This window comes from Leisingera sp. UBA4491 (assembly GCF_002388965.1).
GTDB classification, from domain to species: Bacteria; Pseudomonadota; Alphaproteobacteria; order Rhodobacterales; family Rhodobacteraceae; genus Leisingera; species Leisingera aquaemixtae.
Genome location: NZ_DGNN01000032.1, coordinates 39,093 through 63,675 on the forward strand (window position 1 = coordinate 39,093; position 24,583 = coordinate 63,675).

At 66.5% G+C, this 24,583-nt stretch carries 26 protein-coding genes; 14 read left to right on the plus strand and 12 right to left on the minus strand.

Annotated features, from left to right (window positions below; all coding sequences use genetic code 11):
- Positions 1-54 precede the first annotated feature (54 nt).
- A complete protein-coding gene (locus tag B2P87_RS19590) occupies positions 55-516 on the minus strand; it encodes a DUF2852 domain-containing protein (protein ID WP_141890090.1) in 462 nt (153 codons plus the stop codon).
- A gap of 167 nt (positions 517-683) precedes the next feature.
- Here B2P87_RS19590 and B2P87_RS19595 point away from each other — a divergent pair, with 167 nt between their 5' ends.
- The 7 genes from B2P87_RS19595 (at position 684) to B2P87_RS19625 (ending at position 6,891) form a co-directional block, all read left to right on the plus strand.
- Entirely contained in the window at positions 684-3,488 is a 2,805-nt protein-coding gene (locus B2P87_RS19595; protein ID WP_141890091.1) for a glutamine-synthetase adenylyltransferase, read from the plus strand.
- Positions 3,472-3,741: a hypothetical protein gene (locus tag B2P87_RS19600; protein WP_141890092.1), complete on the plus strand. Its 270-nt coding sequence runs from the start codon at positions 3,472-3,474 to the stop codon at positions 3,739-3,741. The genes B2P87_RS19595 and B2P87_RS19600 overlap by 17 nt, the downstream gene beginning before the upstream one ends.
- Positions 3,742-3,858: 117 nt before the next feature.
- Positions 3,859-4,317: a MarR family winged helix-turn-helix transcriptional regulator gene (locus B2P87_RS19605; protein WP_141890093.1), complete on the plus strand. Its 459-nt coding sequence runs from the start codon at positions 3,859-3,861 to the stop codon at positions 4,315-4,317.
- Entirely contained in the window at positions 4,314-4,691 is a 378-nt protein-coding gene (locus tag B2P87_RS19610; protein ID WP_141890094.1) for a hypothetical protein, read from the plus strand. Before B2P87_RS19605 ends, B2P87_RS19610 begins: the two co-directional genes overlap by 4 nt.
- 31 nt (positions 4,692-4,722) lie before the next feature.
- A complete protein-coding gene (locus B2P87_RS19615; protein ID WP_058288029.1) occupies positions 4,723-5,037 on the plus strand; it encodes a monooxygenase in 315 nt (104 codons plus the stop codon).
- 90 nt (positions 5,038-5,127) lie between these two features.
- Positions 5,128-6,342: an RSP_2647 family RNA methyltransferase gene (locus B2P87_RS19620; protein ID WP_141890095.1), complete on the plus strand. Its 1,215-nt coding sequence runs from the start codon at positions 5,128-5,130 to the stop codon at positions 6,340-6,342.
- A gap of 6 nt (positions 6,343-6,348) precedes the next feature.
- Positions 6,349-6,891, plus strand: coding sequence for an RSP_2648 family PIN domain-containing protein (locus B2P87_RS19625; protein ID WP_141890096.1), 543 nt, complete (start codon positions 6,349-6,351; stop codon positions 6,889-6,891).
- A 75-nt stretch (positions 6,892-6,966) separates the two neighbouring features.
- On the opposite strand, the gene B2P87_RS19630 is transcribed toward B2P87_RS19625, so the two are convergent.
- On the minus strand, positions 6,967-7,653 hold the full coding sequence (locus B2P87_RS19630; RefSeq protein WP_141890097.1) for a M48 family metallopeptidase: 687 nt from the start codon (positions 7,651-7,653) through the stop codon (positions 6,967-6,969).
- 161 nt (positions 7,654-7,814) lie between these two features.
- Here B2P87_RS19630 and B2P87_RS19635 point away from each other — a divergent pair, with 161 nt between their 5' ends.
- Complete coding sequence (locus tag B2P87_RS19635; RefSeq protein ID WP_141890098.1) at positions 7,815-8,987, plus strand: threonine/serine exporter family protein; 1,173 nt, start codon at positions 7,815-7,817, stop codon at positions 8,985-8,987.
- Here the strand turns inward: B2P87_RS19635 and B2P87_RS19640 are convergent.
- From B2P87_RS19640 to B2P87_RS19660, 5 genes are all read right to left on the minus strand, one after another.
- Entirely contained in the window at positions 8,984-10,435 is a 1,452-nt protein-coding gene (locus tag B2P87_RS19640; RefSeq protein WP_141890099.1) for an HD-GYP domain-containing protein, read from the minus strand. The two genes, B2P87_RS19635 and B2P87_RS19640, sit on opposite strands and share 4 nt — an antisense overlap.
- A 185-nt stretch (positions 10,436-10,620) precedes the next feature.
- The gene (gene minE / locus B2P87_RS19645; protein ID WP_058288035.1) at positions 10,621-10,884 is read right to left on the minus strand and encodes a cell division topological specificity factor MinE; all 264 of its coding nucleotides are present in this window, start codon (positions 10,882-10,884) and stop codon (positions 10,621-10,623) included.
- 4 nt (positions 10,885-10,888) lie between these two features.
- The gene (gene minD, locus B2P87_RS19650) at positions 10,889-11,707 is read right to left on the minus strand and encodes a septum site-determining protein MinD (protein ID WP_027243701.1); all 819 of its coding nucleotides are present in this window, start codon (positions 11,705-11,707) and stop codon (positions 10,889-10,891) included.
- Positions 11,708-11,775: 68 nt separating this feature from the next.
- Entirely contained in the window at positions 11,776-12,540 is a 765-nt protein-coding gene (gene minC, locus B2P87_RS19655; protein ID WP_058288037.1) for a septum site-determining protein MinC, read from the minus strand.
- Positions 12,541-12,739: 199 nt separating this feature from the next.
- Positions 12,740-14,170, minus strand: coding sequence for an alkaline phosphatase D family protein (locus tag B2P87_RS19660; RefSeq protein ID WP_141890100.1), 1,431 nt, complete (start codon positions 14,168-14,170; stop codon positions 12,740-12,742).
- Between the two features lie 176 nt (positions 14,171-14,346).
- Between B2P87_RS19660 and B2P87_RS19665 the strand changes: the two genes are divergently transcribed.
- Complete coding sequence (locus B2P87_RS19665) at positions 14,347-14,715, plus strand: hypothetical protein (protein WP_141890101.1); 369 nt, start codon at positions 14,347-14,349, stop codon at positions 14,713-14,715.
- A 208-nt stretch (positions 14,716-14,923) separates the two neighbouring features.
- Here B2P87_RS19665 and B2P87_RS19670 read toward each other — a convergent pair whose 3' ends face one another.
- From B2P87_RS19670 to B2P87_RS19685, 4 genes are all read right to left on the minus strand, one after another.
- Positions 14,924-16,108, minus strand: a complete 1,185-nt coding sequence (locus B2P87_RS19670) for a vWA domain-containing protein (RefSeq protein ID WP_141890102.1) — start codon at positions 16,106-16,108, stop codon at positions 14,924-14,926.
- Positions 16,109-16,129: 21 nt separating this feature from the next.
- Positions 16,130-16,297 (minus strand): hypothetical protein, encoded by a 168-nt coding sequence (locus tag B2P87_RS19675; RefSeq protein ID WP_058288041.1) that lies wholly within the window; start codon positions 16,295-16,297, stop codon positions 16,130-16,132.
- A gap of 33 nt (positions 16,298-16,330) precedes the next feature.
- A complete protein-coding gene (locus B2P87_RS19680) occupies positions 16,331-17,752 on the minus strand; it encodes a DUF2927 domain-containing protein (protein ID WP_141890103.1) in 1,422 nt (473 codons plus the stop codon).
- 129 nt (positions 17,753-17,881) lie between these two features.
- Positions 17,882-18,721: an AAA family ATPase gene (locus B2P87_RS19685; protein WP_058288042.1), complete on the minus strand. Its 840-nt coding sequence runs from the start codon at positions 18,719-18,721 to the stop codon at positions 17,882-17,884.
- 187 nt (positions 18,722-18,908) lie between these two features.
- On the opposite strand from B2P87_RS19685, the gene dksA reads away from it, so the two are divergent.
- Together dksA and B2P87_RS19695 are read left to right on the plus strand one after the other, a co-directional pair.
- Positions 18,909-19,331 (plus strand): RNA polymerase-binding protein DksA, encoded by a 423-nt coding sequence (dksA, locus tag B2P87_RS19690; RefSeq protein ID WP_027243706.1) that lies wholly within the window; start codon positions 18,909-18,911, stop codon positions 19,329-19,331.
- Between the two features lie 102 nt (positions 19,332-19,433).
- Positions 19,434-20,600, plus strand: a complete 1,167-nt coding sequence (locus B2P87_RS19695) for an FAD-dependent monooxygenase (RefSeq protein ID WP_141890104.1) — start codon at positions 19,434-19,436, stop codon at positions 20,598-20,600.
- 120 nt (positions 20,601-20,720) lie between these two features.
- Here B2P87_RS19695 and xth read toward each other — a convergent pair whose 3' ends face one another.
- Positions 20,721-21,527 (minus strand): exodeoxyribonuclease III, encoded by an 807-nt coding sequence (gene xth, locus B2P87_RS19700; RefSeq protein WP_141890105.1) that lies wholly within the window; start codon positions 21,525-21,527, stop codon positions 20,721-20,723.
- Positions 21,528-21,809: 282 nt separating this feature from the next.
- Between xth and B2P87_RS19705 the strand changes: the two genes are divergently transcribed.
- From B2P87_RS19705 to B2P87_RS19715, 3 genes are all read left to right on the plus strand, one after another.
- Positions 21,810-22,490: a DUF6749 domain-containing protein gene (locus B2P87_RS19705; RefSeq protein WP_286853187.1), complete on the plus strand. Its 681-nt coding sequence runs from the start codon at positions 21,810-21,812 to the stop codon at positions 22,488-22,490.
- A gap of 95 nt (positions 22,491-22,585) precedes the next feature.
- A complete protein-coding gene (locus tag B2P87_RS19710; protein WP_141890107.1) occupies positions 22,586-23,647 on the plus strand; it encodes a DUF6902 family protein in 1,062 nt (353 codons plus the stop codon).
- Positions 23,647-24,558, plus strand: a complete 912-nt coding sequence (locus B2P87_RS19715; protein ID WP_141890108.1) for a DMT family transporter — start codon at positions 23,647-23,649, stop codon at positions 24,556-24,558. Before B2P87_RS19710 ends, B2P87_RS19715 begins: the two co-directional genes overlap by 1 nt.
- Positions 24,559-24,583: the final 25 nt, after the last annotated feature.

The following is a 24,583-nucleotide window of genomic DNA, read 5'->3' on the forward strand; positions in this document are numbered from 1 at the left end:
GGAAGCGGAAGCCCCGCCCGGACGGGGGCGGGGCAGCCGGAGGAGGGGCAGGGCTTAGCGGCGCTTGGGTTCGCTGCTGGTTTCGTCCTCGTCCTCCGCGTCATCGCCGTGATCGGCGGTGCGGGCGCGGTCATCCATGAACTGGTCGAACTCGGCCTTGTCCTTGGCGTCGCGCAGGCGCTCCAGGAAGGCTTCGAAGTCATGCTGCTCCTGCTCCAGGCGGCGCAGCGTGTCGGCCTTGTAGGCATCAAAGGCGCTGTTGCCCGAAGGTTTCATCGCCGAGAAGCCGTGGCGCGCCCAGGTTTTGCTTTTGTGGCTGCAGGAGAATTTGCTGAACATGCGTTTGCTCCAGATCATGTAGAAGAGAAGGGCCAGACCCACCGGCCAGAAGAACACAAAGCCAAGCACCATGACGGCAATCCAGGCGCCTTTGCCCTTGCTGTCCAGCCAGGCTTCGCTGCGGGAAAACCAGCCCTGCACCGGTGTGTGGGGGGCGGTTGGGGTGAAACTCGTCATCGGGGTCCTCCAGGTTGCGGGTGTATGTAAATCCCTTTCACATTACTGCATATCGGAAGCCGCAGCGGGGGTTTCAAGCCCGTATGTGAATCTTTTTCACATGGTCTCCGCCATGCGCGGCATTTCGGCCATTGACGCGGCGGTGCCGCAGGAACAGTGTCGGGAGCATGACGACCGCCCTGCAGATCACCCGCATTCCCCGCCCCTTTGACCCTGAGCTTGGCGCCGAGGCGCGCGGGCTGGTGCCTTCCCTGTCCGGCGATCTGGCCGGTCTGGTGGCCGGGGCCTGCGGCTCAAGCCCCTATCTCAAGGAACTTACCGCGCGGGAGGCGGACTGGCTGCCGGAGGCGCTGCAGGACCCCGGCGCGGCGCTGGAAGCCGTTCTGGCGGACTGCCGCGCGCTGGAGGGCGCGCAGCTGAAGCCCGGCCTGCGCCAGGCCAAGCGACGGCTGGCGCTGCTGACCGCGCTGTGCGACCTCAGCGGCGGCTGGAGCCTGGAGCAGGTGACCGGCGCGCTGACCGATTTCGGGGCGCTGTGCGCAGATGTGGCCATCAAGGCGGAAATCGCCAATCTGATCCGCCGCAAGAAACTGCCGGGGCTGACGGAGGATGACATCGCAACCGCGGGCGGCCTCTCCATTCTGGCGATGGGCAAGATGGGCGCGCATGAACTGAACTACAGTTCCGACATCGACCTGATCTGCCTGTTCGACGAGACCCGGTTCGACCCGGATGATTTCTATGAGGCGCGCCAGGGCATGGTGCGCGCGACCAAGAACATGTGCGCAGCGCTCAGCGACCGCACCGGCGACGGCTATGTGTTCCGTACCGACCTGCGGCTGCGCCCGGACCCGGCGGTGACACCCGTCTGCCTGGCGATGGAGGCGGCGGAGCGCTATTACGAAAGCCTCGGCCGCACCTGGGAGCGCGCCGCCTATATCAAGGCCCGCCCCTGTGCCGGCGACATCGCCGCAGGGGAGCGGTTCCTGAACACGTTGCGGCCCTTTGTCTGGCGGCGGCACCTGGATTTTGCCGCCATTCAGGACGCCCATGACATCCGCTTGCGCATCCGGGAAAGCAAGGGCACCGGCGGCGCGCTGAGTGTGCCAGGGCACGATATGAAACTGGGCCGCGGCGGCATCCGTGAAATCGAGTTCTTCACCCAGACCCGGCAGCTGATCGCGGGCGGGCGCGATGAATCCCTGCGCCTGCGCGGCACCGTCGAGGGGCTGGCGGCGCTGGCGGACAAGGGCTGGGTGCCGCAGGACGCGGCAGAGCAGCTGGCCGCCCATTACCGCGCCCACCGCGAGGTCGAGCACCGGATCCAGATGGTGCATGACGCCCAGACCCACCGGATGCCGAAATCCGAAGACGGCATCGCACGCATCGCCTGCCTGATGGACCGCGACCCGGAACCGCTGATGGCGGACATCAGGGAGCGCCTGGAACAGGTGCACGCGCTGACCGAAGGGTTCTTCTCTGGGGGCGCCGCGCCGCGGCCTGCCGCGCTGCCCGAGGAGACGGCAGAGCTTGACGGCGCCGTCATCGCCCGCTGGCCGACCTACCCGGCGCTGCGCTCCGCCCGCGGCGCGCAGATCTTCGAACGGCTCAAGCCGGAGCTGCTGGCCCGCGTTGCCAGAACCGCCAAGCCGGGCGAAACCCTGCTGGCGCTCGATGGCTTCCTGGCCGGGCTGCCTGCCGGGGTGCAGCTGTTTTCGCTGTTCGGCGCCAATCCGCAGCTCATTGACCTGCTGGTCGACATCGCCGGCACCTCCCGCGAGCTGGCCGGTTTTCTGTCGCGCAATTCCGCCGTGTTCGACGCGGTGATCGGCGGGTCCTTCTTTGACCCTTGGCCCGGGGCGGACCGGCTGAAGGCGGACCTGGCCCGCCGCCTGGCCCTGGAAGACGATTACGAATCCCGTCTCGACACCACCCGCCGCTGGTGCAAGGAATGGCACTTCCGCATCGGGGTGCACCATTTGCGCGGGCTGACCGACGGCCAGCAGGCCGGGGCGCAATACGCCGAACTGGCCGAGGTTGTGATCGCCGGGATCACCCCGGAGGTGGTGTTTCATTTCGCCCGCAAGCACGGCCCCGCCCCGGGCCGCGGCGCGGCGGTGCTGGCGATGGGCTCTCTTGGGGCCGGTCAGATCCATGCGCAATCCGATCTCGACATCATCGTGATCTACGACCCTGGCACGGCGGAGATGTCGGAGGGCAAGCGCCCGCTGGCCACGCGGCCCTATTACGCCCGTCTTACCCAGGCCTTTGTAACCGCGCTGTCGGCGCCGATGTCGCAGGGCCGCCTCTATGAGGTCGACATGCGGCTGCGCCCCTCCGGCACCCAGGGTCCGGTGGCGGTCAGCCTGGCGGGCTTCACCCTCTACCAGCAGAACGAGGCCTGGGTGTGGGAGCATCTGGCGCTGACCCGCGCCCGGGTGGTCGCCGGGGAGGACAGCCTTGCCGCAGAGATCGAGGACTTCCGCGCGGGCCTCCTGGAGCAGCCGCGGGAGCGCGGCAAGGTGCTGCAGGAGGTGGCGCAGATGCGCGCGCGCCTGGCTGCCGCCAAGACGCCGGCAGGGGTCTGGGACGCCAAGAACGGGCCCGGGCGGATGATGGATGTGGAGCTGATTTCGCAGGCGGGCGCGCTGACCTCCGGTTCCGGCGCGCGCGATGTGGCTGCAGGCCTGGCGGGGGCTGTCGCTGCCGGATGGCTGAATGACGCGGATGCGGAATACCTCGGCGCCAGTTACCGGCTATTCTGGTCAGTGCAATGCGCGGCGCGGCTGCTCTCCGGCAAGGCCATCGAGGCCGATGCCATCGGCGAGGGCGGGGCGCAGTTCCTCTGCCGCACCACCGGCTATGCCCGGCTGGACGCGCTGGAGCAGGAACTGCAGGCCCGCTACAGCGGCTGCGCTGCGATCATAGCGGACGCCGTGCAAGGGGAAGGAACGGATGAAGGGCAGCAGTGAACACGACCCGCGCGGTCTGATCTATGAATCCTACCGGATCGACGGCATCACCGGCGCGCAATGCCGCAGCATCTTCTTTGACTGGGCGCTGGGTATGGACGCCGCCCGTGACAGCCGCGCCGATATTCAGGCGCTGCTGGAGCTATACGGCAAGGACCAGCCGGACCACCCGATGACGGCGGTGCTGCGCGATGGCCTGCAGGGCACGGAAAAGCCGCGCCGCCGCGGCGGCTGGCGCTCGCGCGCGCGCTAAGGACCCCAAGACCATCAGCGGATGCGCTTCCTGCGGATTGGCGCCGCAGGCGGCGGCGCTGCGGCGTTTTGCGCGCCAGGCCTTGAATATACCCCTAACTAGGGGTATATTGGCGCCATGACACAGGATAACCGTAACCGGGAAAACCAGACTCTTGTGCTGGCGCTGCTGCGCAGCCACCAGCGGTTCATGCGCGCGATGGGTCCGGTGTTCCGGTCGGCAGGCCTGACCGCGCCGCAATGGGACGTTCTGGAAACGCTCGGCACCAAAGGAGCGCTGTCGGTCAACCAGCTGATGCAGCTCACGCTTTCGACCTCGGGCAATCTGGATGTTGTGGTTAAGAACCTGATCCAGGCTGGCCTCGCCGAAAAGACGGTCGATGAAAAGGACAGGCGGGCGCGGGTGCTGCGCCTGACGGAAGCCGGACGCGCCAAGGTGGCGGAGTTCATGCCGGTGCACAACCAGGCGCTGGAGCAGGTTTTTTCGGGCATCAGCCGGCAAGAGCAGCGCCAGACCATTACGGCACTCAACCAGCTGCGCAGAAAACTGCCGCAGCCGCGGAAAGACGGAACATGACCAGCAAGACCTTCCTCACCGTGCATGGTGCGGTCTATATCTTCTTCGCCCTCGCGCTATTCCTCGCACCGCAACTCCTCTGGCCGCAGTACGGGCTGCAAGTGAATGACCGCTATGCGGTGTTCCTGTCGCAGCACAATTCGATCTTTCTGGGCGGCATCGGGGTCATCAGCTTCCTGTTCCGCACGGCGGAACCAGGCAGCGATGCCGCCCGCACCATCCTGACAGGCCTGCTGTGGACCAATGTTCTGGGCGCCGCCGTCACACTGTACGCCTGCGTTGCGGGTCTCTTCACCGGCTTCGGCTGGTCCGACCCGGCCTTCTTTGCGCTGCTTGCGGGTCTATGCGCTGCGCAGCTCCGCAAAAACGGCTGAAATCCTCTCGCCTTTCCACAGGAGAACGAACATGAGCACACAGAAAATCTGGGACCTGCATATGACCTATGACGGCCCCGTTACCGAAGAGTTCCTGGAAGGGACCAAGGAGCTCGCCCGGAGCATCGCCGGGGAGCCCGGGATCCTCTGGAAAATCTGGACCATTGAAGAGGGCACCTCCCGCTTTGGCTCCACCTATCTGTTCCGCAGCCGGGAGGATCTCGACACCTACCGGGAGATGCACCTGAAACGCCTGGCGTCCATTGGCATAACGGTGGCGTCGGACCACATCTTCGACATCATGGAGGAGGTGAGCGCGATCACCCGCGCGCCGCTTTCGGCTTAAGGTTCCGGCCTTGGCAGAACAGCACCGGGCAGCCGCGCCGCCGCGTGGCTGCCTCTTCCCCTGCGCAGCACTTGCGGCTAAGAGGGCCTCATGACAGCCTCCCCTGATGCGCTCCAGCGCCCCCGCGTGAAAATGAAGCCCAAGTCCAACGCCCGCGCCATCCGGCACGGGTTTCCCTGGGTTTATGCCAACGAACTGGTGACCGACCGCCGCACCCGCAAGCTGACGCCCGGCACCCTGGCGGTGCTGGAGGATGAGGCGCAGCGCCCGCTGGGGCTGGTCTCGGTCACCCCCGAAAGCAAGATCATCGCCCGGATGCTCGACCGCGACCCGGAGGCGGTGATCGACCAGGACTGGTTCGCCGCCCGCCTGTCCCGCGCGCTGGAGATGCGCGAGCGCCTGTATGATGCGCCCTTCTACCGGCTGGTTCACGCGGAATCCGACGGTCTGCCCGGCGTGGTGATCGACCGTTTCGGCGCGGCCTGCGTGGTGCAGCCCAACGCCGCCTGGGCCGAAGCGCATCTGGACATGCTCACCGCCGCTCTGGCCGAGGTGACCGGCGCCGAGGTTATCCTGAAAAACGCCTCCGGCCGCACCCGCTCCCTGGAAGGGCTGGACGATCAGAACCAGACTCTTCTAGGCGAGGCCCCCGCCGCGCCGGTGCCGGTGCAAATGAACGGCGCCACCTATATGGCCGATCTCACCGGCGGCCAGAAAACCGGCCTGTTCTTCGACCAGCGCGAAAACCACGCCTTCGCCGCGCGGCTGACCGCGCCCGGCGCCCGGGTGCTGGATGTGTTCTCCCACGTCGGCGGCTTCGGCCTTGCCATGCTGGCAGGCGGGGCAGGGCAGGCGACCTGCGTGGACGGCTCGGCCGCTGCGCTGGAACTGGCTGCCCAAGGTGCCGCGGCTGGCGGGCATCAGGACAAATTCACCGCCCGCCAGGGCGACGCCTTCGATGTGCTGACGGCACTGGGGGAAGAGGGCGAAAGCTTCGATGTTGTGATCTGCGACCCGCCCGCCTTTGCCCCCTCGAAACAGGCGCTGGAGGCGGGCCTGCGCGCCTATGAGCGCGTCGCCAAACTGGCGGCCCCCTTGGTGAAACCCGGCGGTTACCTCGGCCTCTGCTCCTGCTCGCACGCCGCCGATCTTGCCAGGTTCCGCAACGCCTCTGCCCGTGGCATCGGCAAGGCGGGCCGCCGCGGCCAGCTCATCCACACCGGATATGCAGGCCCCGACCACCCGCAGCTGCCGCAGCTGGCCGAGAGCGGCTATCTGAAGGCCGTGTTCTTCCGGCTGGACTGATCCGGGGTGAAGCTGCTCCTCGATACGTGCGTCCTCTATCCGACGGTGATGCGGGAAATGCTCCTGGGCGCGGCGCGCCTGGGCCATTTCACCCCGCTCTGGTCCGCCCGGATCCTGGGCGAATGGGAACGTGCGGCGCTGAAGCTCGGCCCCGAAGGCGCGGCGCAGGCCAAGGCAGAGACCGCGCTGGCCCGCGCGCACTGGCCCAAGGCCGAAGTTGCCCCCGCACCGGGCATTGAAACCCGCCTCTGGCTGCCCGACAGCGCCGACATTCACGTGCTGGCCGCCGCCATCGCAGGCCATGCCGATGCTATCGTGACGGTCAACAACAAGGACTTCCCCCGTCACACCCTGGCCGAAGAAGGGCTGGAGCGCATTGGCCCGGACGAGCTCCTCTACCGCTTCTGGCTTGACGACAGCACCGGCATGGAGGCGCTGGGGACAGAGGTGCTGGCTGAGGCCAACCGCCTCTCCGGGGGCCGCTGGGAAATCCGCCCGTTGCTCAAGAAAGCCCGCCTGCCGCGGCTGGCCAAGGCCCTGGCGGGCTGACCGGTGTTTCATCTTTCCTGAAATACTCCGGGGAGTTTGAGGGGCCGGCCCCTCAATCCCGACCTTGCCGCAGGCTCAGCCCCTGGACCATTTCGCTTCCAGCCGCTCCAGCGCGGCGATGCGCTCATCGGTCTTGGGGTGGCTCATCAGCCAGGCCGGTGCCATGCCGGCGCGTGCCTGCGTCAGCTCTTCCAGCTTGGCAAACAGGCTTTTCTGCGGCGCCAGCCCGATCCCCGCCTTGGTCAGCAGCGCCGCGGCATATTCATCCGCTTCGTATTCATCGCCGCGCGACAGCCGCGCGGCCAGCAGCGAGGTCAGCGCCCCGGCAATCCAGGGGCCGATGAAGGGAACGTACCGGCCCAAGATCAGCATCAGCGCCGTGCGCAGCGCATTCTGCCCGGAGAAATCGACCATCCGCTTGCGCGCATGCCCCAGCGCCACATGGCCCAGCTCATGCGCAATCACCGAGGCCAGCTCCTCTGCGCTCACCTCGCCATTCTGGTACTTGCGGTAAAAGCCGCGGGTGATGAAGATCCGCCCGTCCGGCGCCGCCAGCCCGTTGACAGGGTCGACCTCATAGATATGCACCGGGATGCGGGCGATGTTCAGCGCCGCCGCCAGACGGTCGGTCAGCCGCTTCAGCCGCGGGTCCGCCAGCTCGGTCGAGCGCTGGTCCAGCTCGCGATTGGTGCGCCAGACGGATATCCGGTACATCACAAGGCCATAAAGCACGGCCAGCAGAATTGGCATGAAGCGCAGCATGCTTCAGATATGGGCCGAAACCGCGCCGCCAGCAAGAGGCAGCGGCCGCGAAGCCTTGCACCCAGCGCAGGCCGCCATGCAAAATCCGCACTCGCCGCCGCGCGCCGCATCCATTAAGGGGGCTGAACCCCAAGGCACCCCAAACCAACGGCATCCGGCACATGGCACCCCTGTCTCAGCTCCGCAACATCGCCGACACAGGCGAGACCCTGCACCGCAGCGGCTGTGCGCCCTACAAGATCGAGAAATACCTGCAGTTCTATGCCAGGAAGCAGGGCATCAACGTGATCGTGCAGGCCACCCCCACCTCGATCTCCTGCCAGTTCCCGGACGAGGACAACCAGTTCATCATCCGCCGCTTGGAGCCCGCCCAGATCAACCTCAGCCTGCTGGCCCGCACCATCATCCGCATCAACGCGGTGGAGGATCCGGGGATTGAGGAGCCGGGCCGTTACCCTGCCTGGCTGATCATGGTGGCCAATATCGCCATCCCGCCGGCCTTCCTGACCCTGATCGGCAGCGCACTGACAACGATTGCGCTGTCAGCGGTGCTGGGCTTCCTGGTCTGGCTCTGCCAGCTGTTCTGCCGCGGCGACCGGATCATTCTGGTGGAGTTTCTGTCGGCGCTGGTCGCGGGGCTGGCGGTGGCGCTGGTCAGCAGCATGGGGGTGGAGGTGCCGGTCTGGGGCACCTGCATCGCCGCCATCGTGCTGTTCGTGCCGGGGCTGTCGATCGCCAACTCCCTGGAATGCCTTGCCTTCAACGACGTGATCTCCGGCTCCAGCCTGTTTGCCCAGTCGATCTTTGTGCTGATGAAACTGTTCATCGGCATTTATATCGGCGTCAGCATCGGCGCCGAGCTGTGGGGGGCGACGCCGCAGGTGAAGAACGTGAACGAAGTCCTGTGGTGGATGCCCTATCTGGCGCTGCCCGCGCTGTCGTTCTCGATCGGGGTGATCTTCAATGCCCGGCTGGTGGATATCGTGCGGGCGCTGCCGGTCACCGTGCTGGGCATGTGGGGGCCGCTCTACCTCGGCTTCGGCAGCGGCTGGATCGTCGGCACCTGGGTCACCGCCATGTGCATCACCCTATACGGCACCTGGCTGGCCAAGACACTGAACCTCACCGGCGCGATCTACATCGTGCAGGGCATCCTGATCCTGGTCCCCGGCAGCCGGGTGCTGATGAGCGCGACGCAGTCGCTGTTCAATGAAACCCTGATGGCGGACGCCAGCATCGGCCTGTCGGCACTGCTGATGTTCTCGGCCATCGTGGCGGGGCAGGTGACGGCGCTGGCGCTCTATTCGCAGAAGAACCGCAACCTCGCCAGCTAGGCGCTGCGCTCAGCCGCCGGCAGGTCCCATTCCGCCGCGGCCAAGGGCGCGTCCGAGGCCGAGGGCCAGCCGCTGGCGGTCACCGCATCCTGCAGCGCGGCATAGCAGTCCGGGTCGATGGCGGGGCCAGCCATGCCGTCCATGATGGCATAGGTCTTCTCCAGCGGCATTGCCGCGCGGTAGGGGCGCTCGGCGGTGAGCGCGTCAAAGATATCGGCCACTGCCATCACCCGCATCTCCTGCGTCAGCTGGCTGGCATCCATTCCGTAAGGATAGCCCTTGCCGTCCAGCCGCTCATGATGTGCCGCGCTCACATCCGCAAGCTCCTGGAAGGCGGCAATCCGGCTCAGCACCTCGTGGCCCAGCACCGGGTGCCGTTTCATCAGGGCAAACTCCTCATCCGTCAGCTTGCCGGGCTTGTCCAGGATGGTGTTGGAGATCCCAAGCTTGCCGATATCATGCAGCAGCGCCCCGCGCACCATCCAGCGGCGCCGTCCGGGCGGGAAGCCTAGCTGGTCGCAGATCAGCCCGGTGTAGCGCGCCACCCGCTGCGAATGGCCGTGGGTAAACGGGCTTTTGGCGTCGATCACCAGCGAAAACGCCCGCGCGATCTCATCCAGGTAGTCTTCATCCACGGCATGGATATGCTGCGCCTGCGGGGTGGCAAAGACCTCTGCCTCTAGGCCCGGGTCCTGCAGATCCGCCAGGAAGCCGGGGCGGCGGATCACCGCGGTGAAAACCGGCACAAGGTCGGGGTCGAACCAGCTGCCTGCGCGGGCTTCCAGCTCCGCCGCGGCGGCCTCAGCGCCCGCACTGGCGGCAAAGACGTCCGCCACCTGCGCCATCAGCGCGATGCGCGAAAACAGCGGGATTGCCGCGCCCTTCAGGCCCTGCGGCTGGCCGCCGCCGTCCCAATGCTCATCCAGGCTGGCGATGCCCTCCGCCACATCTTCGGAGAAGCGCATCTGCCGGGCGATACTGGCGCCGCGGTTGCAGCGGGTCTCGATCAGCTCGCCCGCCAGCTGGCCGTTCCTGGCAATCACATGGCCCAGCGTTTTCAGCTTCTGCAGCGGGCTGGCCCCCAGCGCGGTGTTGCGCAGCAGGAACTCGATGCCCTGCCGGGAGCCGCTCACCGTCTTGAAGTTCTGTTTGAAGGACAGATCATCGGTCAGGTACAGCTGGCAGATGCGGGCCGCGTTGGAGCTGCACCCCAGATCCTTCAGCAGCAGCGTGAAATAGAGGTCGGAGCGCGCCTGCGGCGGCAGTTCCAGCTCCCGCGCGGCCTGCATGCCGATCCAGCAGCAGCGCACGCAATGGCCCTTGGGCTGGCCTTCGGTCAGATCCAGCGCATGGCTGAGCGCGCCCAGCAGCTCCCCCAGCCGCAGAATGTCCTGCGGTGCGGCACCGCCGGCCGGGCCGGGACTGGTCGGGGAAAAAATATATGTCATAGGCCTTCGGCAGTAAAATGCGGAAGGACCATGACTAAGCGGACAGGATTAACCTGCCCTTACCCGGCGCAGGATAGGGGCGGGGTCTCTGCGCCCGATTTTCGTAAAATGCCCGGGGCCGCCGTTTGGCAGCCCCGCGGTCAGAATGCAGAGGCCGCCGCCTGGCAGCCCCCAGGGTCCCGGCCCTAATTCACACCCAGCTTGCCTGGGAACTCTATGTTGATCTCCAGGCTCGACAGCTCGTCGCCGCGCTCCATGCGGATGTCGATCGCCTCGTCGCCGATCTGCATGTGGCGGCGGATCACTTCCAGGATTTCGCGCTGCAGTTGCGGCAGGCAGTCGGGGCGGGCGCCGCCGCTGCCGCTGCGCTCATGCGCCAGCAGGATCTGCAGCCGCTCCTTGGCCGTGCTGGCAGAGGCTTTGCGGGGGCGAAGGGAAAATCCGAACATCCGCTTACACCGCCCGGCGGAACAGGCGCTGCAACAGGCCGCGACGGGGGTCCGCGGCAATCCGCATCTCGATCTGCTCGCCGATCAGCCGGCCCACTGCGTCCTCATAGGCCGCCGCCGCCGCCGAGGGGTCGTCCAGCACCACCGGCACGCCCAGGTTGGAGGCGCGCAGCACCGCCGGGCTTTCGGGGATGATGCCCAGCAGCGGCACCGCCAGAACCTCCAGCACATCCTCTACCGTCATCATCTCGCCGCTCTCGATGCGGGATTTGTCGTGGCGGGTGATCAGCACCTGCGCCTTCACCGGCTCTGCGCCGGCCTTGCTGGCGCGTTCGGTGATGCTGTTCAGCAGCCCCAGCACCCGGTCGCTGTCGCGGACAGAGGAGACCTCGGGGTTGGTGACCACAATCGCCTCATCGGCAAAATGCATCGCCATCTGGGCGCCGCGCTCGATCCCTGCCGGGCTGTCGCAGATGATATAGTCGAATTCCTGGCGCAGCTCGTCCAGAACCCGTTCAACGCCTTCCTTGGTCAGCGCATCCTTGTCGCGGGTCTGCGAGGTGGGCAGCACCGACAGGGTTTCCAGCCGCCGGTCGCGGATCAGCGCCTGCTTCAGCTTGGCGTCGCCCTGGATCACGTTGATGAAGTCGAACACCACCCGGCGCTCGCAGCCCATGATCATGTCCAGGTTGCGCAAACCGACGTCGAAGTCGATTACCACCGTCTTGTGGCCGCGCCGGGCCAGCTCGGCGCCCACTGCCGCCGAAGTTGTGGTCTTGCCGACACCGCCCTTGCCCGAGGTGACAACAATCACCCGGCCCAGCGGCTCTTCCAGTTTCAGGTCCTTGCTCATTCGTCCTGCCTCTCTCATTCCAGCCCTCTTTACAGCCTTCATCCCAAGGCTTCCACACACAGCCGCTCGTCCTGCAGGAATACCTGCACCGGGCGGTTCAGCAGCTCCGGCTCCAAATTCTCGCTCGTCCGGTACAGCCCGGCGACCGCCAGCAGCTCGGCGTCCAGGCTGTGGCAGAAGATCCGGGCAGTCTCGTCGCCCTCGGCGCCGGCCATCGCCCGGCCGCGCAGCCGGCCATAGACATGGATGCTGCCGCGCGCGATCAGTTCGGCGCCCGAACTGACCGGCCCGACCACCACCAGATCGCCGCCTTCGGCCACCACCGTCTGGCCAGAGCGCACCGGCTGGGTGATCAGCCGGTTTTCCGGCGGCCTGAGTTTCTTGGGGAGTTCGCGGCGGGGACCGGGCCTGGTGCTGCCTTCCATGTTGAGCGGCGCATCCTTGCCGCTGGCAATGGTGATCAGCCCGGCGTCCTCAGCCGCGGAGATCTGTTCCGGCGTGGCATTCTGGACCCCGAACACCGCCAGCCCGCGGCTGCGCAAGCAGTCCGTCAGTGCCCGCAGCTCGGCCGGGCGGGACAGGCCGGGCGCCTGCGCCAGATCCAGGATCAGCGGCGCGCCGTCAAAGAAATGGGGGTTCCAGCGAAGCTGCGCGTCCAGTGCCGCGTAGAAGGCCTGGTCCAGCGGCCCGTCTTCCGGGCGCAGCGCAACAGCGGTAAAATACCGCCCGCGAATCTGGAAAGGCTTCACGGCAGCGGCGGGGGCGCCGCCACGGGGGGGTATGTCTTGATGCGGCACGCTCACGCGATGCTCCTGCTCGGGGAATGCGGCTTTGGTCCGCGGCTTCTTTTCCTCTTGGGTAGCGTTTGGAGCGCGGCCCGTTCAACCGGGGAACGGCGGCTTCGGCGGACATGCGCCGGATGCCGCAGGCACCGGCGGATTTCCGCACGCGGGCTGCTTCCGGTTGCGCAGAAAACCGTTGCCAGCCCGCGGCTGGCGGCGGCTAAAGCGGCAGCGGCGCGGACTGGCCTGAGGTTTCCAGGTCCCAGATTGCGGCCCACTGCGTGTCCTGCCGCTCCAGGATCAGATAGTTCCGCTCCGCCGCATAGCGCCCGGCCTGGCCGGGGATCTTGCGGATGCGGACAGGGTGGCCGGGCAGGGGCGCATCGCCCAGCCAGGACAGCATCCCCAAGACCCGCGCCCAGGCCCTGGGCGGCGCCCGGTGGGAAATGCCCGAAGCCACCAGCTGGTGCAGCATCTTGCCATCGCCCAGCGGCATCTCGCCGCGCGCGGCCAGGTGGATCTCGCCGGACACGGCAGCGATCTTCTGGCCGTCCAGCGCGGCGATATCGCGCGCCATCCGCAGCATCCGCCGCCAGGAGGCCCGATGCGCCCGGCTTTGCCATTGGTCGCGCAAGTCGTCCTCATATTCCTGCATCCGCGGGGTGAGCACCATCAGCAGCTCCAGCAGCGACAGCCGCGGCCCCAGCAGGGGCACGCTGGACAGCAGGAAGGTCTGCCCCGGTGCCTCCCGTTTCACCTCGGCTTTCATCATCTGCCAGCCGCCGCGCGCCATCACCCGGCGGCGGCTGCGCTCCGAGCGAAGGTCGGGCGCCAGCAGCCGCAGCCCCGGGGCCTCGATGCGCCAGCCCAGATGGGTGCCTTCGGGGTCCGCAAACCGCGCGGGCAGGTCGCCGTCGCAGCAGCCGTGCTGAAACAGCAGCGCCGCCTCGCGGGCCATCGCAAACAGCGTCTGGCCCACTGGCGAATAGGTGCTGGAGCGCCGCAAGCTCCCCCATCCATCGCAGATGTCATGGTCGTCCCATTGCATCAGCGAGGGCACGCGAGCCGCGAGCCACGCAAGCTCCGGCGCGCTGTAAACCGCCAGGTAGCGGCGCAGAAAGCCTTCCCGCAGATGCTGGCGCAGGCTGGCCAGATCCTCCCGCGAGGGGTCGCTGGGCAGTTTGTCCGGCCAGCCGCTGCTGAGCCGGTGGCCCTGCGTGACCTCATCGGCATAGACCTGGTCGCCGCCATGCAGCAGCAGCGAGAAGGGGCGCTTTTGATGTTCCGCGCCCATCCGCGCCCACATGGCGTTGCGCTCAGCCCCGTCGCGGTCCAGGTCGCCGTTCTCCTCGCCGTTGCAGGAGGCATAGGCGATCCGCATGTCCCCGCCGAACCCGCCCGCGACTTCATACCGCGCGCCGTCCCACTGGTAGGAGGAGGGCCGGTCCGCAGGCAGCGCGAAGCGCACGCGCAGCACCGAGACGTTTGCGTAGTCCGCCAGCCGCTCGGGCTGAAGGTTCATGCCGCCGGCAGAAACAGGCGGCACAGGCAGACCCTTGGGCGCGATAAACAGCGCCGCAAGCTGCATCTGGCCATCGCGCAGATCGTCGAGGATCAGGATGGGGCCGGTGATCGGGGTGCTGCTGCTCATACAGCAACAGGACCTAGGTGCGGCGGCCCGCGCAATCAACCGCTGCGGGGGAATGCGGCGGGATATTTGCCCGCACTGCGGCTGAATTGCGCTGGCGCTGCGCAGAAGGGCATGGTCAAGATGTGCCGGGCCGCCTGCCAGGGGGGCGGATTTCTTCATTGTTCAGGAGGCTTAGAATGCAATGGGCTTTACTTGCGGCATCCCTGCTGGCCGCGCTGTGGACGGGTGTTCATGCCATCATCGGCGGCCGGGAATGCGCAGCGCCGCTGGCGCGGGACCGGCAGCTTCCGGATGCGGTGCGTGAGACCACCTTGTTATGCTGGCATCTGGTGACCGGCTGCCTGGGCCTTATGGCTGTGTTTCTCTTTGCAGGTGCCCGCGGCTCGGCCGAGATGGCCCTGGCCGGAACAAGCATGGCAGCGGTGATGGCGGCGACAGGCCTCCTGATGCCGCCGCTGCGCAGGGTGAAATACGGCCTGCTGCCGCAAGGCTGGCTGTTCGTGCCGGTTGCGGCCTTGGGCGCATGGGGCCTGTGGGGCGGCTAGCCGCAGCGCGCGGGGGCAGGCGGCGCTCCCGCCCGTGCGGCCTGCATTGAAAATGCCGGCCTTCCGGTTGGGCCCGGCGCCGGACCGGTTGGTCCGGCGCGCATCCTGCCCGGCGGGCAGGATGCCATGCCCAAGGCTGCCAAGGGGCGGCGGCGTCAGCCGCGGCACCTGCAGGCGCGGGAGCGCTTCCCGGTCTGTCACAAATCCTTCACCGCGACAGCTCGCGCATCCCGCGTTCCAGCCCGTCCAGGGTCATCGGAACCATCCGGTCCTCAAAGATATCGCGGATCATGCCGATCGAATGGGTGTAGTCCCAGTATTTCTCCGGCACCGGGTTGATCCACAGGTTCGCCGCCCAGGCGTCGCGCGCGCGCTGCAGCCAGACCTGGCCCGCTTCCTCGTTCCAATGCTCATTGGCGCCGCCGGGATAGGCAATCTCATAAGGCGACATCGAGGCATCGCCCACGAAGATGCACTTGTAGTCCGGCCCGTAGGTGCGCAGCACCTCGTGGGTGGGGATCTTTTCGTTCCAGCGGCGGCGGTTGTCGCGCCAGACGCCCTCATAGAGGCAGTTGTGGAAGTAGTAGTATTCCAGATGCTTGAACTCGGCCCGCGCGGCTGAAAACAGCTCCTCCACCACCTGGATATGCGGATCCATCGAGCCGCCCGCGTCCAGGAACAACAGCACCTTCACCGCATTGTGCCGCTCCGGCCGGGTCTTCACGTCCAGATAGCCGTGCTCGGCGGTGGAACGGATCGTATTGTCCAGATCCAGCTCCTCATGTGCGCCCTGGCGGACCCAGCGGCGCAGGCGTTTCAGGGCCACCTTGATGTTGCGGGTGCCCAGCTCGACATCGCCGTCGAGGTTCTTGAACTCGCGCTTGTCCCAGACCTTGACCGCGCGCTGGTGCCGGCTCTTTTCCTGCCCGATGCGCACCCCCTCGGGGTTATAGCCATAGGCGCCAAAGGGCGAGGTGCCCGCGGTGCCGATCCATTTATTGCCGCCCTGGTGGCGGCCCTGCTGTTCCTTGAGGCGATCCTTGAGCGTCTCCATAAGCTTGTCAAAACCGCCAAGCGCCTCGATCTCGGCCTTCTCTTCCGCGCTCAGATGCTTTTCCGCCATCTTGCGCAGCCACTCTTCCGGGATGTCGACGGCTTCCATCACGGCTTCGGCGGGGATCGCCTCCAGCCCTTCGAAAGTGGCGGCAAAGGCGCGGTCGAACTTGTCGATGTTGCGCTCGTCCTTCACCATCGCGGCGCGGGCGAGAAAGTAGAAGGCCTCGATGTCATAGGTGGCCAGCCCTGCCTTCATCCCCTCCAGGAACGTCAGGTACTCGCGCAGGGAGACCGGAATGGACGCCTTGCGCAGGTTTTCAAAGAAGGGCTGGAACATCGCGGGGGCCTCCGGCTCGGGTTACGCCAGCACCCGGTGGGTCACGATGGTTGCCAGCAGGCCGAGAATACCAAAAACGATGGCATAGACAGCCCCGTATTGCAGCATGTCCAGGGTGTTGCCGCCACGTTTGCGGGCCTTCATTGCGCCAATAAGGGCGCCCAGCACCAAGCCGGCAATTACGATCATGTCTCTATCCGTTTCTGTTCTGTCACTGCCGGATCAGGGGGCAGAGGGGCGCAGCGCGGCGATTTCCTCCAGCCGCGCCTCGACCACCCAATCCGGGCCAAAGCCGTACCTTGCCCATCCCAGGCTGTCCAGCCTGACCCGGCGGGCCTCGATGCTGCGGCCCTCCAGCTCCAGCGCCTCCGCCTGCAGCATCAGCAGCGTCGACAGCAGCGCCGCGTTCTCATGCGCGGCCGCAGTGTCCGCCGCCGGCCCCAGCCGCGCCAGCGCCGCCGCCCCGTTGCCGGTGGCAATCTCATAGGCGGCCAACTGCACCGTCAGCTTGGCCTGGTGCATCCGGGTGCCGGGCAGGCCCTGCAGATAGCTCATCGCGGTGTGGAAATGCCGCAGCGCCAGCTCTGGCTCGCGCACATGCAGCATCCGGCCCAGGGTGTAATGGCTCAGGGCGCGGCGGTGGTCCTGCCAGCCCAGGCTGCGGGCGATCTCCGCAGCCCGGTTGGCGGCCCGCAGCCGCTCCCGCGGCGAGGCGCTTGGCCCCAGCGCCTGCTCATAGGCGGTGATCCAGGCCCGCGGCGTTTCCGGCAGCCAGACGGCGGCCGTGCCGGCACCGCCCGGATTAAGCCGCGCCAGAACCGCCGGCAGCCGCTCCGCCACTTCGGCCCGGCTCATGCCGGTGCGCAGCTCGGGCGCATAGGTGGCGCGCAGGATCAGCATGTCAAAGCCGGTCAGCACCGCGTGGACGTTGTCGTCATTGAAGATCGAATCCGGCAGCCGGTACAGGTCATTCAGCGGGCCAAGCGCCTGGGCCAGTTCCTCATGCAGGCAATCGCGCACCTCCTGCGGGCTGACGTCATTGGGGATGAACACCGCCAGCCGCTCGCGGCTGCGCAGCAGCGACCAGTTGGTGCGGGCGCTGCGCCGGTTGCGCCGGTATTCCGCCAGCGAGGACACATTCGGCACCACGAAACAGGCCGCCTTGGGCAGCGCCCGCCGGATCTCGGCGCGGGAGACCGACTGGATCGTGATGCTGGCACTGTCGCCGGACACCCGGCGGACCGGGATCCCGGCCTCGTCCCGCAGCCGCGCCAGGAGCGCGTTGAGGTCGCGGCTGAACCCGGGCGCGGGGCTGCCCGTCACCCGCAGGGTGATCGGGCCTTCGAAGCGGGTGAACTGGGGCAGGGTGCTGCCGCCTTCCAGCCGGAAATGCAGGTCAAGGAAATCGCGCGCGATATCGGCGTTGGAGCGCTGCGGCGGCTGCGGCCGCCGGGCGGGGAACACCTTGACCGGCGGCAGCGCGGCCGGGGCCGCCGCCGCCCGGGTCGGCGCCTCCACCCGTGCCGGGGCGGCGGCGCAGGCGGCCAGCGCCAGCAGCGCCGCTGCCGCGGCAGCGCCCCGCAGCAGGCGCAGGCCCTGACGGCAGGCAGGCAGGTGTGAAACCGGGGCAGCGTCAGCAGGCAATCAGGCGTCTCCTATCAGCCCGGACACGTCAGCCCGGCTCTTACCCTTCTGATAGGGGAATGCGGCAGCAATTAGAAGGGAAACGGGCAGGCGCCGGAAATGGTGCCTGCCGGGTGGTGCAAGCGGGCGTCAGCGCCGCCCGCGGGCCATGAAGGCGAGGCGCTCGAACAGATGCACGTCCTGTTCGTTCTTCAAAAGCGCCCCATGCAGCTTGGGCAGCGCATCGGCACCGCCGCGGGCAATGTCCGCAGGGCTCAGATCCTCGGCCAGCAGCAGTTTCAGCCAGTCAATCACCTCGGAGGTCGAAGGCTTCTTCTTCAGCCCCTGCGTTTCGCGGATCTCGTAGAACTGGGTCAGCGCCGCGGTCAGCAGCGCGTCCTTGATGCCGGGGTGATGCACCTCGACGATCTTCTTCATCGTCTCCGCATCCGGGAACCGGATGTAGTGGAAGAAGCAGCGGCGCAAAAAGGCGTCCGGCAGCTCCTTTTCGTTGTTGGAGGTGATGATCATGATCGGGCGGTGCTTCGCCTTGACCGTCTCGCCGGTCTCGTAGACGTGGAACTCCATCTTGTCGAGTTCCTGCAGGAGGTCGTTGGGGAACTCGATGTCGGCCTTGTCGATCTCGTCGATCAGCAGGACGACTTTCTCGTCCGCCTCAAACGCTTCCCACAGCTTGCCTTTCCTGATGTAGTTCTTCACGTCGTGCACGCGCTCGTCGCCCAGTTGGCTGTCGCGCAGGCGGCTGACGGCATCATATTCATACAGGCCTTGCTGCGCGCGGGTGGTGGACTTCACGTTCCACTCGATCATCCTCAGCCCGAGGGCCTCTGCAACCTGCTTGGCCAGCTCGGTCTTGCCGGTGCCCGGCTCGCCCTTGACCAGCAGCGGCCGCTCCAGTGTCACCGCCGCATTGACCGCAACTTTCAAATCATCCGTTGCGACATATTCTTTAGTGCCCTGAAATTGCATATCTTTCCTGTTCCAGTCATGATCGGTGCCGCAGCGCCCAGTTCTTATCACGGTTTTAACCAAACCGCGCCACTATTGTGTAGTGACATTCCTTCCCGATAGGGATAAACGCTGCGGCAGAGGGGGAAGCCAAAATGTTCAGGTGCCGATTATGACCAGCATTATGGGCCAGACCGAAGGAGCCGAAATGAAGCAAGAGGTGTTTCTGCCGGACGACTACCGACCGGCCGAAGATGAGCCGTTCATGAACGAACGGCAGCTTGAGTATTTCCGACGCAAGCTATTGAATTGGAAGCAGGAACTACTGTCTGACAGCCGCGAGACCATTGAAGGGCTGCAGGGCAATACCCGCAACATTCCCGATGTCGCGGACCGTGCCAGCGAAGAAACCGACCGCGCGCTGGAGCTGCGCACCCGCGACCGCCAGCGCAAGCTGGTCGCCAAGATCGACTCTGCGCTGCGCCGCATCGACGAGGGCGAATACGGCTATTGCGAGGTGACCGGCGATCCGATTTCGCTGAAGCGTCTGGATGCGCGCCCGATCGCCACCATGAGCCTGGAAGCGCAGGAGCGCCACGAGCGCCGCGAAAAGGTTCACCGCGACGACTGACCGCTGTCTGCAGCGGGCAAACCGACAATTAGTTGACGCCGGGGTCTTTTGCTCCGGCGTTTTTTGTTTCATTGGGAGCGGGCGGAGAATCTGCAGGAGCCCATGGAACTCAAAGGCCTGAAAATAACTGTCATCGGCGCCGGGATCGGCGGGCTGACCGCGGCGCTGGCGCTGCGCCGCCAGGGGGCTGCCGTGACCGTTCTGGAGCAGGCCGAGGCGATTTCCGAAGTCGGCGCGGGCCTGCAGATCACCCCGAATGGCGTCGCTGTGCTGAAGGCGCTGGGGCTGGCCGATGACCTGGCCTGGTGCTCCCAGCGGGCGCGCGCGGTTGTGCTGCGCGGCCACCGCCGCGGCAATCAGGTGCTGCGGCTGGACCTCGATGAATACGCGGCCGGATTGCCCTATTACTTCGTGCACCGCTCGGATCTGGTCGGCATTCTGGCCGGTGCCGCGCGCCGCGAGGGCGTGCAGGTGCGGCTGCTGCAAAAGGTGGAGCGGGTGGAACCCGGGCCGCAGCCTGTGGTGCACCTTGGCAATGGCGCCCAATGCGGCGGCGACCTGGTGATCGGCGCCGATGGCTTGCACTCGAAAACCCGCGCCGCGCTGAATGGCGCGGACAAACCGGTCTTCACCGGCCAGGTCGCCTGGCGCGCCACCGTGCCCAACCATCTGAACCTGCCGCCCGAGGCGCAGCTGTTCATGGGGCCGGGGCGGCATCTGGTGGCCTACCCCTTGCGCGATGGCAGCCTGGTGAACCTGGTGGCGGTGCAGGAGCGCCGCGCCTGGGCCGAGGAAGGCTGGAACTTGCAGGACGACCCGGCCAATCTGCGCGCTGCCTTCGCGGGCTTTGGCGGCAGTGCCGCGGCGCTGCTGGACGCGGTGCAGGAGGTGCTGCTGTGGGGCCTCTTCCGGCACCCGGTCGCAGCCCGCTGGCAGGGCGAAAACACCGCCATTCTGGGCGACGCCGCGCATCCAACGCTGCCGTTCATGGCGCAGGGCGCCAATCTGGCGCTGGAGGATGCCTGGGTGCTGGCCCGCGCGCTGCAAGAGGCCGAAGGGGTTAGCGCCGGTCTGGCACTGTATCAGTCGCGCCGTCTGGTGCGGGCACAGAAGGTCGTGCAGGCCGCCAGCCGCAATGCCTGGAAATACCACTTGCGCGCACCGCTCAGCTGGCCTGCGCATCAGGTGCTGAAACTGGGCGGGCGTTTCGCGCCCGATAAGATGGTCAGCCAATTCGACTGGATCTACCGCCACGACGTCACCGCCTGAGAGGCGGGGCAGGCGGGGGCCTCCCGCCCGTCGCAGGCTCATTTGTGAAATGAGCCGCTCCCGTTGGGCCGGGCGCCGCGCTGGCGCGCGGCGCGGACCGGGCCTGGATGTCCAGTTCGCCTAGATGTCCAGTTCGACCCAGACCGGCACGTGATCGGACGGCTTTTCGCGGCCGCGCACGTCCTTGTCGATCTGGCAGTCCAGCAGCAGGTCGGCGGCCTGCGGTGTCAGCAGAAAGTGGTCGATGCGGATGCCGTCATTCCGGTTCCAGGCGCCGGCCTGGTAGTCCCAGAAGGAATAATGCCCCGGCCCCTGATGGCGGGCACGGAACGCTTCGGTGAAGCCCAGGTTGACGATCCGCTGGAACGCGGCCCGGCTTTGCGGGCGGAACAGCGCATCCTCCGTCCAGGCCTCCGGCCGCTTGGCATCCTCGGCCTGCGGGATGATGTTGTAATCGCCCGCCATCAGCGCAGGCATCTCATCGGCCATCAGCGCCTCGGCGCGGGCCTTCAGCCGCTCCATCCAGGCAAGTTTATAGGCATATTTTCCGCCCGCCACCGGGCTGCCGTCCGCCTCCAGCTCCACCGGGTTGCCGTTGGGCAGGTAAAGACCGCAGATCCGGATCGCCTGCTTGCCCGTCACGGTGGCCTCGATCCAGCGCGCCTGTTCGTCGCTATCGTCGCCGGGCAGGCCGCGGCGCACATCCTCCAGCGGCAGCTTCGACAGGATCGCCACCCCGTTGAAACTCTTCTGGCCGTGGGTCTCCACATTATATCCGCGGTCTTCGAAGAGGTCGCGCGGGAACGCCTCATCCACCGATTTGATTTCCTGCAGCACCACCACGTCCGGCTGCGCCTCATCCAGCCAATCCGGCAGCGCCTGGGCCCGGGCCTTGATGCCATTGATATTGAAGGTGGCGATTTTCATGGCTTGTCTCCGGCCCAGGTTGCGGTATTTGAAGCCGATCTATCGCTGAATCGGCGCCCCGGGGCAAGCCCGGCGCCTGCAGCGCGAATCACCGGTGCGCCGCCGAATCGGCAGGTTTTGCGCCGATGAAAAATAACCCTCAGGTTGATTATATTTATTTTGCAAAATTGAGCGTGTGAATAACGCGGTGGGTATTTTGTGGATTAATCGAATTAAATTAAAATTCGCAAAAAATAGCGAGGCGAAGTTAAAGTTGTGGTTTTAAATAAATGCAATGTGAGATTGCATTTTTCGTTTGCGCTGTGCGCCAGCCGTGCCAGCGTCGAGGAGCCTTTTGTCTCTAACGAATGGGGTTCCAACATGACTGCTCAGCGTAAAACCAAGGACTTCCGCGCAACCCGTCCAGCCGCAGGCGCAAGCCTGTTTGCGGGTGATGCGACCGAGATGTTCTCCTCCGGCTCCGCGCCGGAATGCACTGCGGATCTGACGGCAGGAGAGGGTTTGACGCTGTTTTCCTCCGGCTCGCTGCCACAGAGGGCCGACCGCTGGGCTGGCGGGGAAACCGGTCTGTTTTCATCCGGCTCGGCGCCCTTGGCCAGCGGCGGAACCACAACCGGCGATCTGGTGGAGATGTTCTCCTCGGGATCGGCACCGGCGGCGCGAGGCGATGCTGCCGCAGGCGATCTGGTGCAGTTGTTTTCCTCGGGGTCGGCCCCGCAAGCGCAATCAGAAGTTGCCTCGGGCGATCTGACAGAGATGTTTTCTTCCGGCTCCGCCCCGGCGCCGGGTGAAACTGCATCCGGGGATCTGACGGAAATGTTCTCCTCCGGCTCTGCGCCTGCGTCAACGGCAGAGGCCGGCGCAGGCGACGGCACGCATCTGTTCTCCTCCGGGTCCGCACCGGCACCGAAGGCGCGCACCAGCGCTGGCGATGCGACCCGGCTGTTCTCTTCGGGCAGCTGACCGGAACGGGGCCGGTCTCCCTCCCGGCCCCTGACCATGAGCGGCTCCGGTTTCCGGGGCCGCCGCCGCGCCGCATTCATCCGCAAGAGGTTCCCATGGCCCAGATCATCCCGTTTTTCTCTCCTGCTGCCCGCCAGTCCCGGGCCGATGCGCAAGGGGCGCTGATCGCCGGTTTCGCAGCCCGCCGGCGCAGCCAGGAGGATGTGTTCTGGCTCAAGGAAAATGCGGAGCTGCTGAACATTCTTGAATGCACCGGGGCGGATGTGAGGGCCGAGGCCCTGGCGCCCTTGCAGCCGTTTTACGAAGGCGCGGCACGCCAGATCAGTTTCTTCCGCCAGTACTACCGCTTCATCTTGTCGATCTGCCTGGACCTGGAGGATCTGGGCTTGCCGGGGCAGACCGGGGCGCAGATTGCCCAGTGGGTTTGCGCCCAGGGGCTGCCCGCGGCGGAGCTGTCCGACCTGCAGCGCGCCGAGGCCCGGCGCCTGCTCGCACGGCGCGGCATCCCCCTCCGGGACGACGGGCTGGACGACCGGCTCCGCAGCTTTATCTCCCGCCCGCAGACCTTCGCCATTCCCAACAAAAAGGCCGCCTACGAGCTGACCCACATCGTGTTTTATCTGTCCGAGTACGGGCGCCGGGATCCGGGGCTGCCAGCGGCTGCCGTGACCAGCCTCGAATTCGCGGGTCTGGTAGCCTTTCTCGACCAGAATGCCGACCTGCTGGCGGAGATCTGCATTGCCATGCGCTATGCCGGACAGCAGACGCCGGCCGCGTGGGAGGCTTGGCTCGACAGGCAGGTTTCCGCCTATATGCTCGCTAAAGATGAATTTTGTGGACTTCATGATGCGTATCACGAGTATTTTGTGACCAACTGGCTCATGCTGCTGTCCGGCCGTCCGGCCTTCCGGCAGCCGGTCCCCCTGGGGGCGGTGCATGTGTCGGCGCAGCAGGGAGGGAGCATTTTGAGGAGCCTGTCTGAAGCCGTGTTTGATGCCGGAACGGCGCGGGCCAGCTGGAGCGCGGTGAAAGCGCGCGCCGAGGCGGCGCTGAACGAGGAGCAGCATCGCATTCTGCTGGCGGCAGAACGCAGCTGTGCCGGGTTTGCCGGATTTTTCGAAGGGTTTGCCCGCGCGGGCAGCGCAGGGGCGGCGTGATGCGCTGTTCCCGCAACCAGGCGCTGGCCGGGGCGCTGCTGGTGGTTGCCTACACCGGGCTGATTGCCTCCGCCGACGGGATCACCAAGCTGCTTGCGGGGCAGTACGCCGCGGCCCAGCTCTATGCGCTGTCCGGCGCGATGGTTGCAGGCTTCTGCCTGCTGGCGGACCGGCTGCCGGCCGTGCGCGGCGGCTTCCGCACCAAGTGCCCGCGGGCGATGGCGCTGCGCTCCGGCGCGACACTGGTTGCGGCGGTGTGCTTTTTCTATGCCTTCCGGCTGCTGCCCTTTGCTGAGGTGTTTGTGTTCATCGGTCTGATGCCGCTGCTGGCGGGCGCCATGTCCGGGCTGGTGCTGAAGGAGCCGGTGCGCCCGGCCGCCTGGGCGGCGCTTGGCGCTGGATTTGCAGGGGTGCTGTTCCTGTTTCCGGGCGGCGTCGCCTCCGCCACGCCGGGCCATCTCGTGGCTTTGGCCGCGGCGGTTTCCGGCACATTTTCCATGACACTGGCGCGGTTTATCGGCCGCTATGAAAGCAATTCGCTGGCTCAGGTCTTTTATCCCAACCTGACTCTTTGCCTGGTGATGCTGGTGCAGCTGCCCTTTGTCTGGGTCCCGATGCCGCTGGCGGATGCGGGCTGGGCCGCGGCCTATGCCTTCCTGCTGTTCGGGGCGCGCTGGCTTCTGGTGGTGGCGCTGCGGCTCCTGGCCTCCTACGCCGTCACCCCGCTGATGAATTTGCAGTTCATCTGGATGGCGGTGATCGGCGCGGTGTTTTTTGGGGAGTTTCCGCCCGCTGCCACCTATTTCGGCGGCGCCATCGTCATTGCCTCTGGCCTTTATCTGGTCTGGGACCAGTTCGCCCCGGCAATGCCGCGGCTGCGCAATCCGGGACGGCTGCAAACCGATCCGTGACCTGGCTTGGGGGCGCCCAACAGCG

Bases quoted from the DNA above. Each gene is read 5' to 3' on its own strand.
- B2P87_RS19590 (WP_141890090.1), bottom strand. From the start codon at position 516: ATGACGAGTTTCACCCCAACCGCCCCCCACACACCGGTGCAGGGCTGG.
- B2P87_RS19595 (WP_141890091.1), top strand. From the start codon at position 684: ATGACGACCGCCCTGCAGATCACCCGCATTCCCCGCCCCTTTGACCCT.
- B2P87_RS19600 (WP_141890092.1), top strand. From the start codon at position 3,472: ATGAAGGGCAGCAGTGAACACGACCCGCGCGGTCTGATCTATGAATCC.
- B2P87_RS19605 (WP_141890093.1), top strand. From the start codon at position 3,859: ATGACACAGGATAACCGTAACCGGGAAAACCAGACTCTTGTGCTGGCG.
- B2P87_RS19610 (WP_141890094.1), top strand. From the start codon at position 4,314: ATGACCAGCAAGACCTTCCTCACCGTGCATGGTGCGGTCTATATCTTC.
- B2P87_RS19615 (WP_058288029.1), top strand. From the start codon at position 4,723: ATGAGCACACAGAAAATCTGGGACCTGCATATGACCTATGACGGCCCC.
- B2P87_RS19620 (WP_141890095.1), top strand. From the start codon at position 5,128: ATGACAGCCTCCCCTGATGCGCTCCAGCGCCCCCGCGTGAAAATGAAG.
- B2P87_RS19630 (WP_141890097.1), bottom strand. From the start codon at position 7,653: ATGCTGCGCTTCATGCCAATTCTGCTGGCCGTGCTTTATGGCCTTGTG.
- B2P87_RS19635 (WP_141890098.1), top strand. From the start codon at position 7,815: ATGGCACCCCTGTCTCAGCTCCGCAACATCGCCGACACAGGCGAGACC.
- B2P87_RS19640 (WP_141890099.1), bottom strand. From the start codon at position 10,435: ATGACATATATTTTTTCCCCGACCAGTCCCGGCCCGGCCGGCGGTGCC.
- minE (WP_058288035.1), bottom strand. From the start codon at position 10,884: ATGTTCGGATTTTCCCTTCGCCCCCGCAAAGCCTCTGCCAGCACGGCC.
- B2P87_RS19660 (WP_141890100.1), bottom strand. From the start codon at position 14,170: ATGAGCAGCAGCACCCCGATCACCGGCCCCATCCTGATCCTCGACGAT.
- B2P87_RS19665 (WP_141890101.1), top strand. From the start codon at position 14,347: ATGCAATGGGCTTTACTTGCGGCATCCCTGCTGGCCGCGCTGTGGACG.
- B2P87_RS19670 (WP_141890102.1), bottom strand. From the start codon at position 16,108: ATGTTCCAGCCCTTCTTTGAAAACCTGCGCAAGGCGTCCATTCCGGTC.
- B2P87_RS19675 (WP_058288041.1), bottom strand. From the start codon at position 16,297: ATGATCGTAATTGCCGGCTTGGTGCTGGGCGCCCTTATTGGCGCAATG.
- B2P87_RS19685 (WP_058288042.1), bottom strand. From the start codon at position 18,721: ATGCAATTTCAGGGCACTAAAGAATATGTCGCAACGGATGATTTGAAA.
- dksA (WP_027243706.1), top strand. From the start codon at position 18,909: ATGAAGCAAGAGGTGTTTCTGCCGGACGACTACCGACCGGCCGAAGAT.
- B2P87_RS19695 (WP_141890104.1), top strand. From the start codon at position 19,434: ATGGAACTCAAAGGCCTGAAAATAACTGTCATCGGCGCCGGGATCGGC.
- xth (WP_141890105.1), bottom strand. From the start codon at position 21,527: ATGAAAATCGCCACCTTCAATATCAATGGCATCAAGGCCCGGGCCCAG.
- B2P87_RS19710 (WP_141890107.1), top strand. From the start codon at position 22,586: ATGGCCCAGATCATCCCGTTTTTCTCTCCTGCTGCCCGCCAGTCCCGG.
- B2P87_RS19715 (WP_141890108.1), top strand. From the start codon at position 23,647: ATGCGCTGTTCCCGCAACCAGGCGCTGGCCGGGGCGCTGCTGGTGGTT.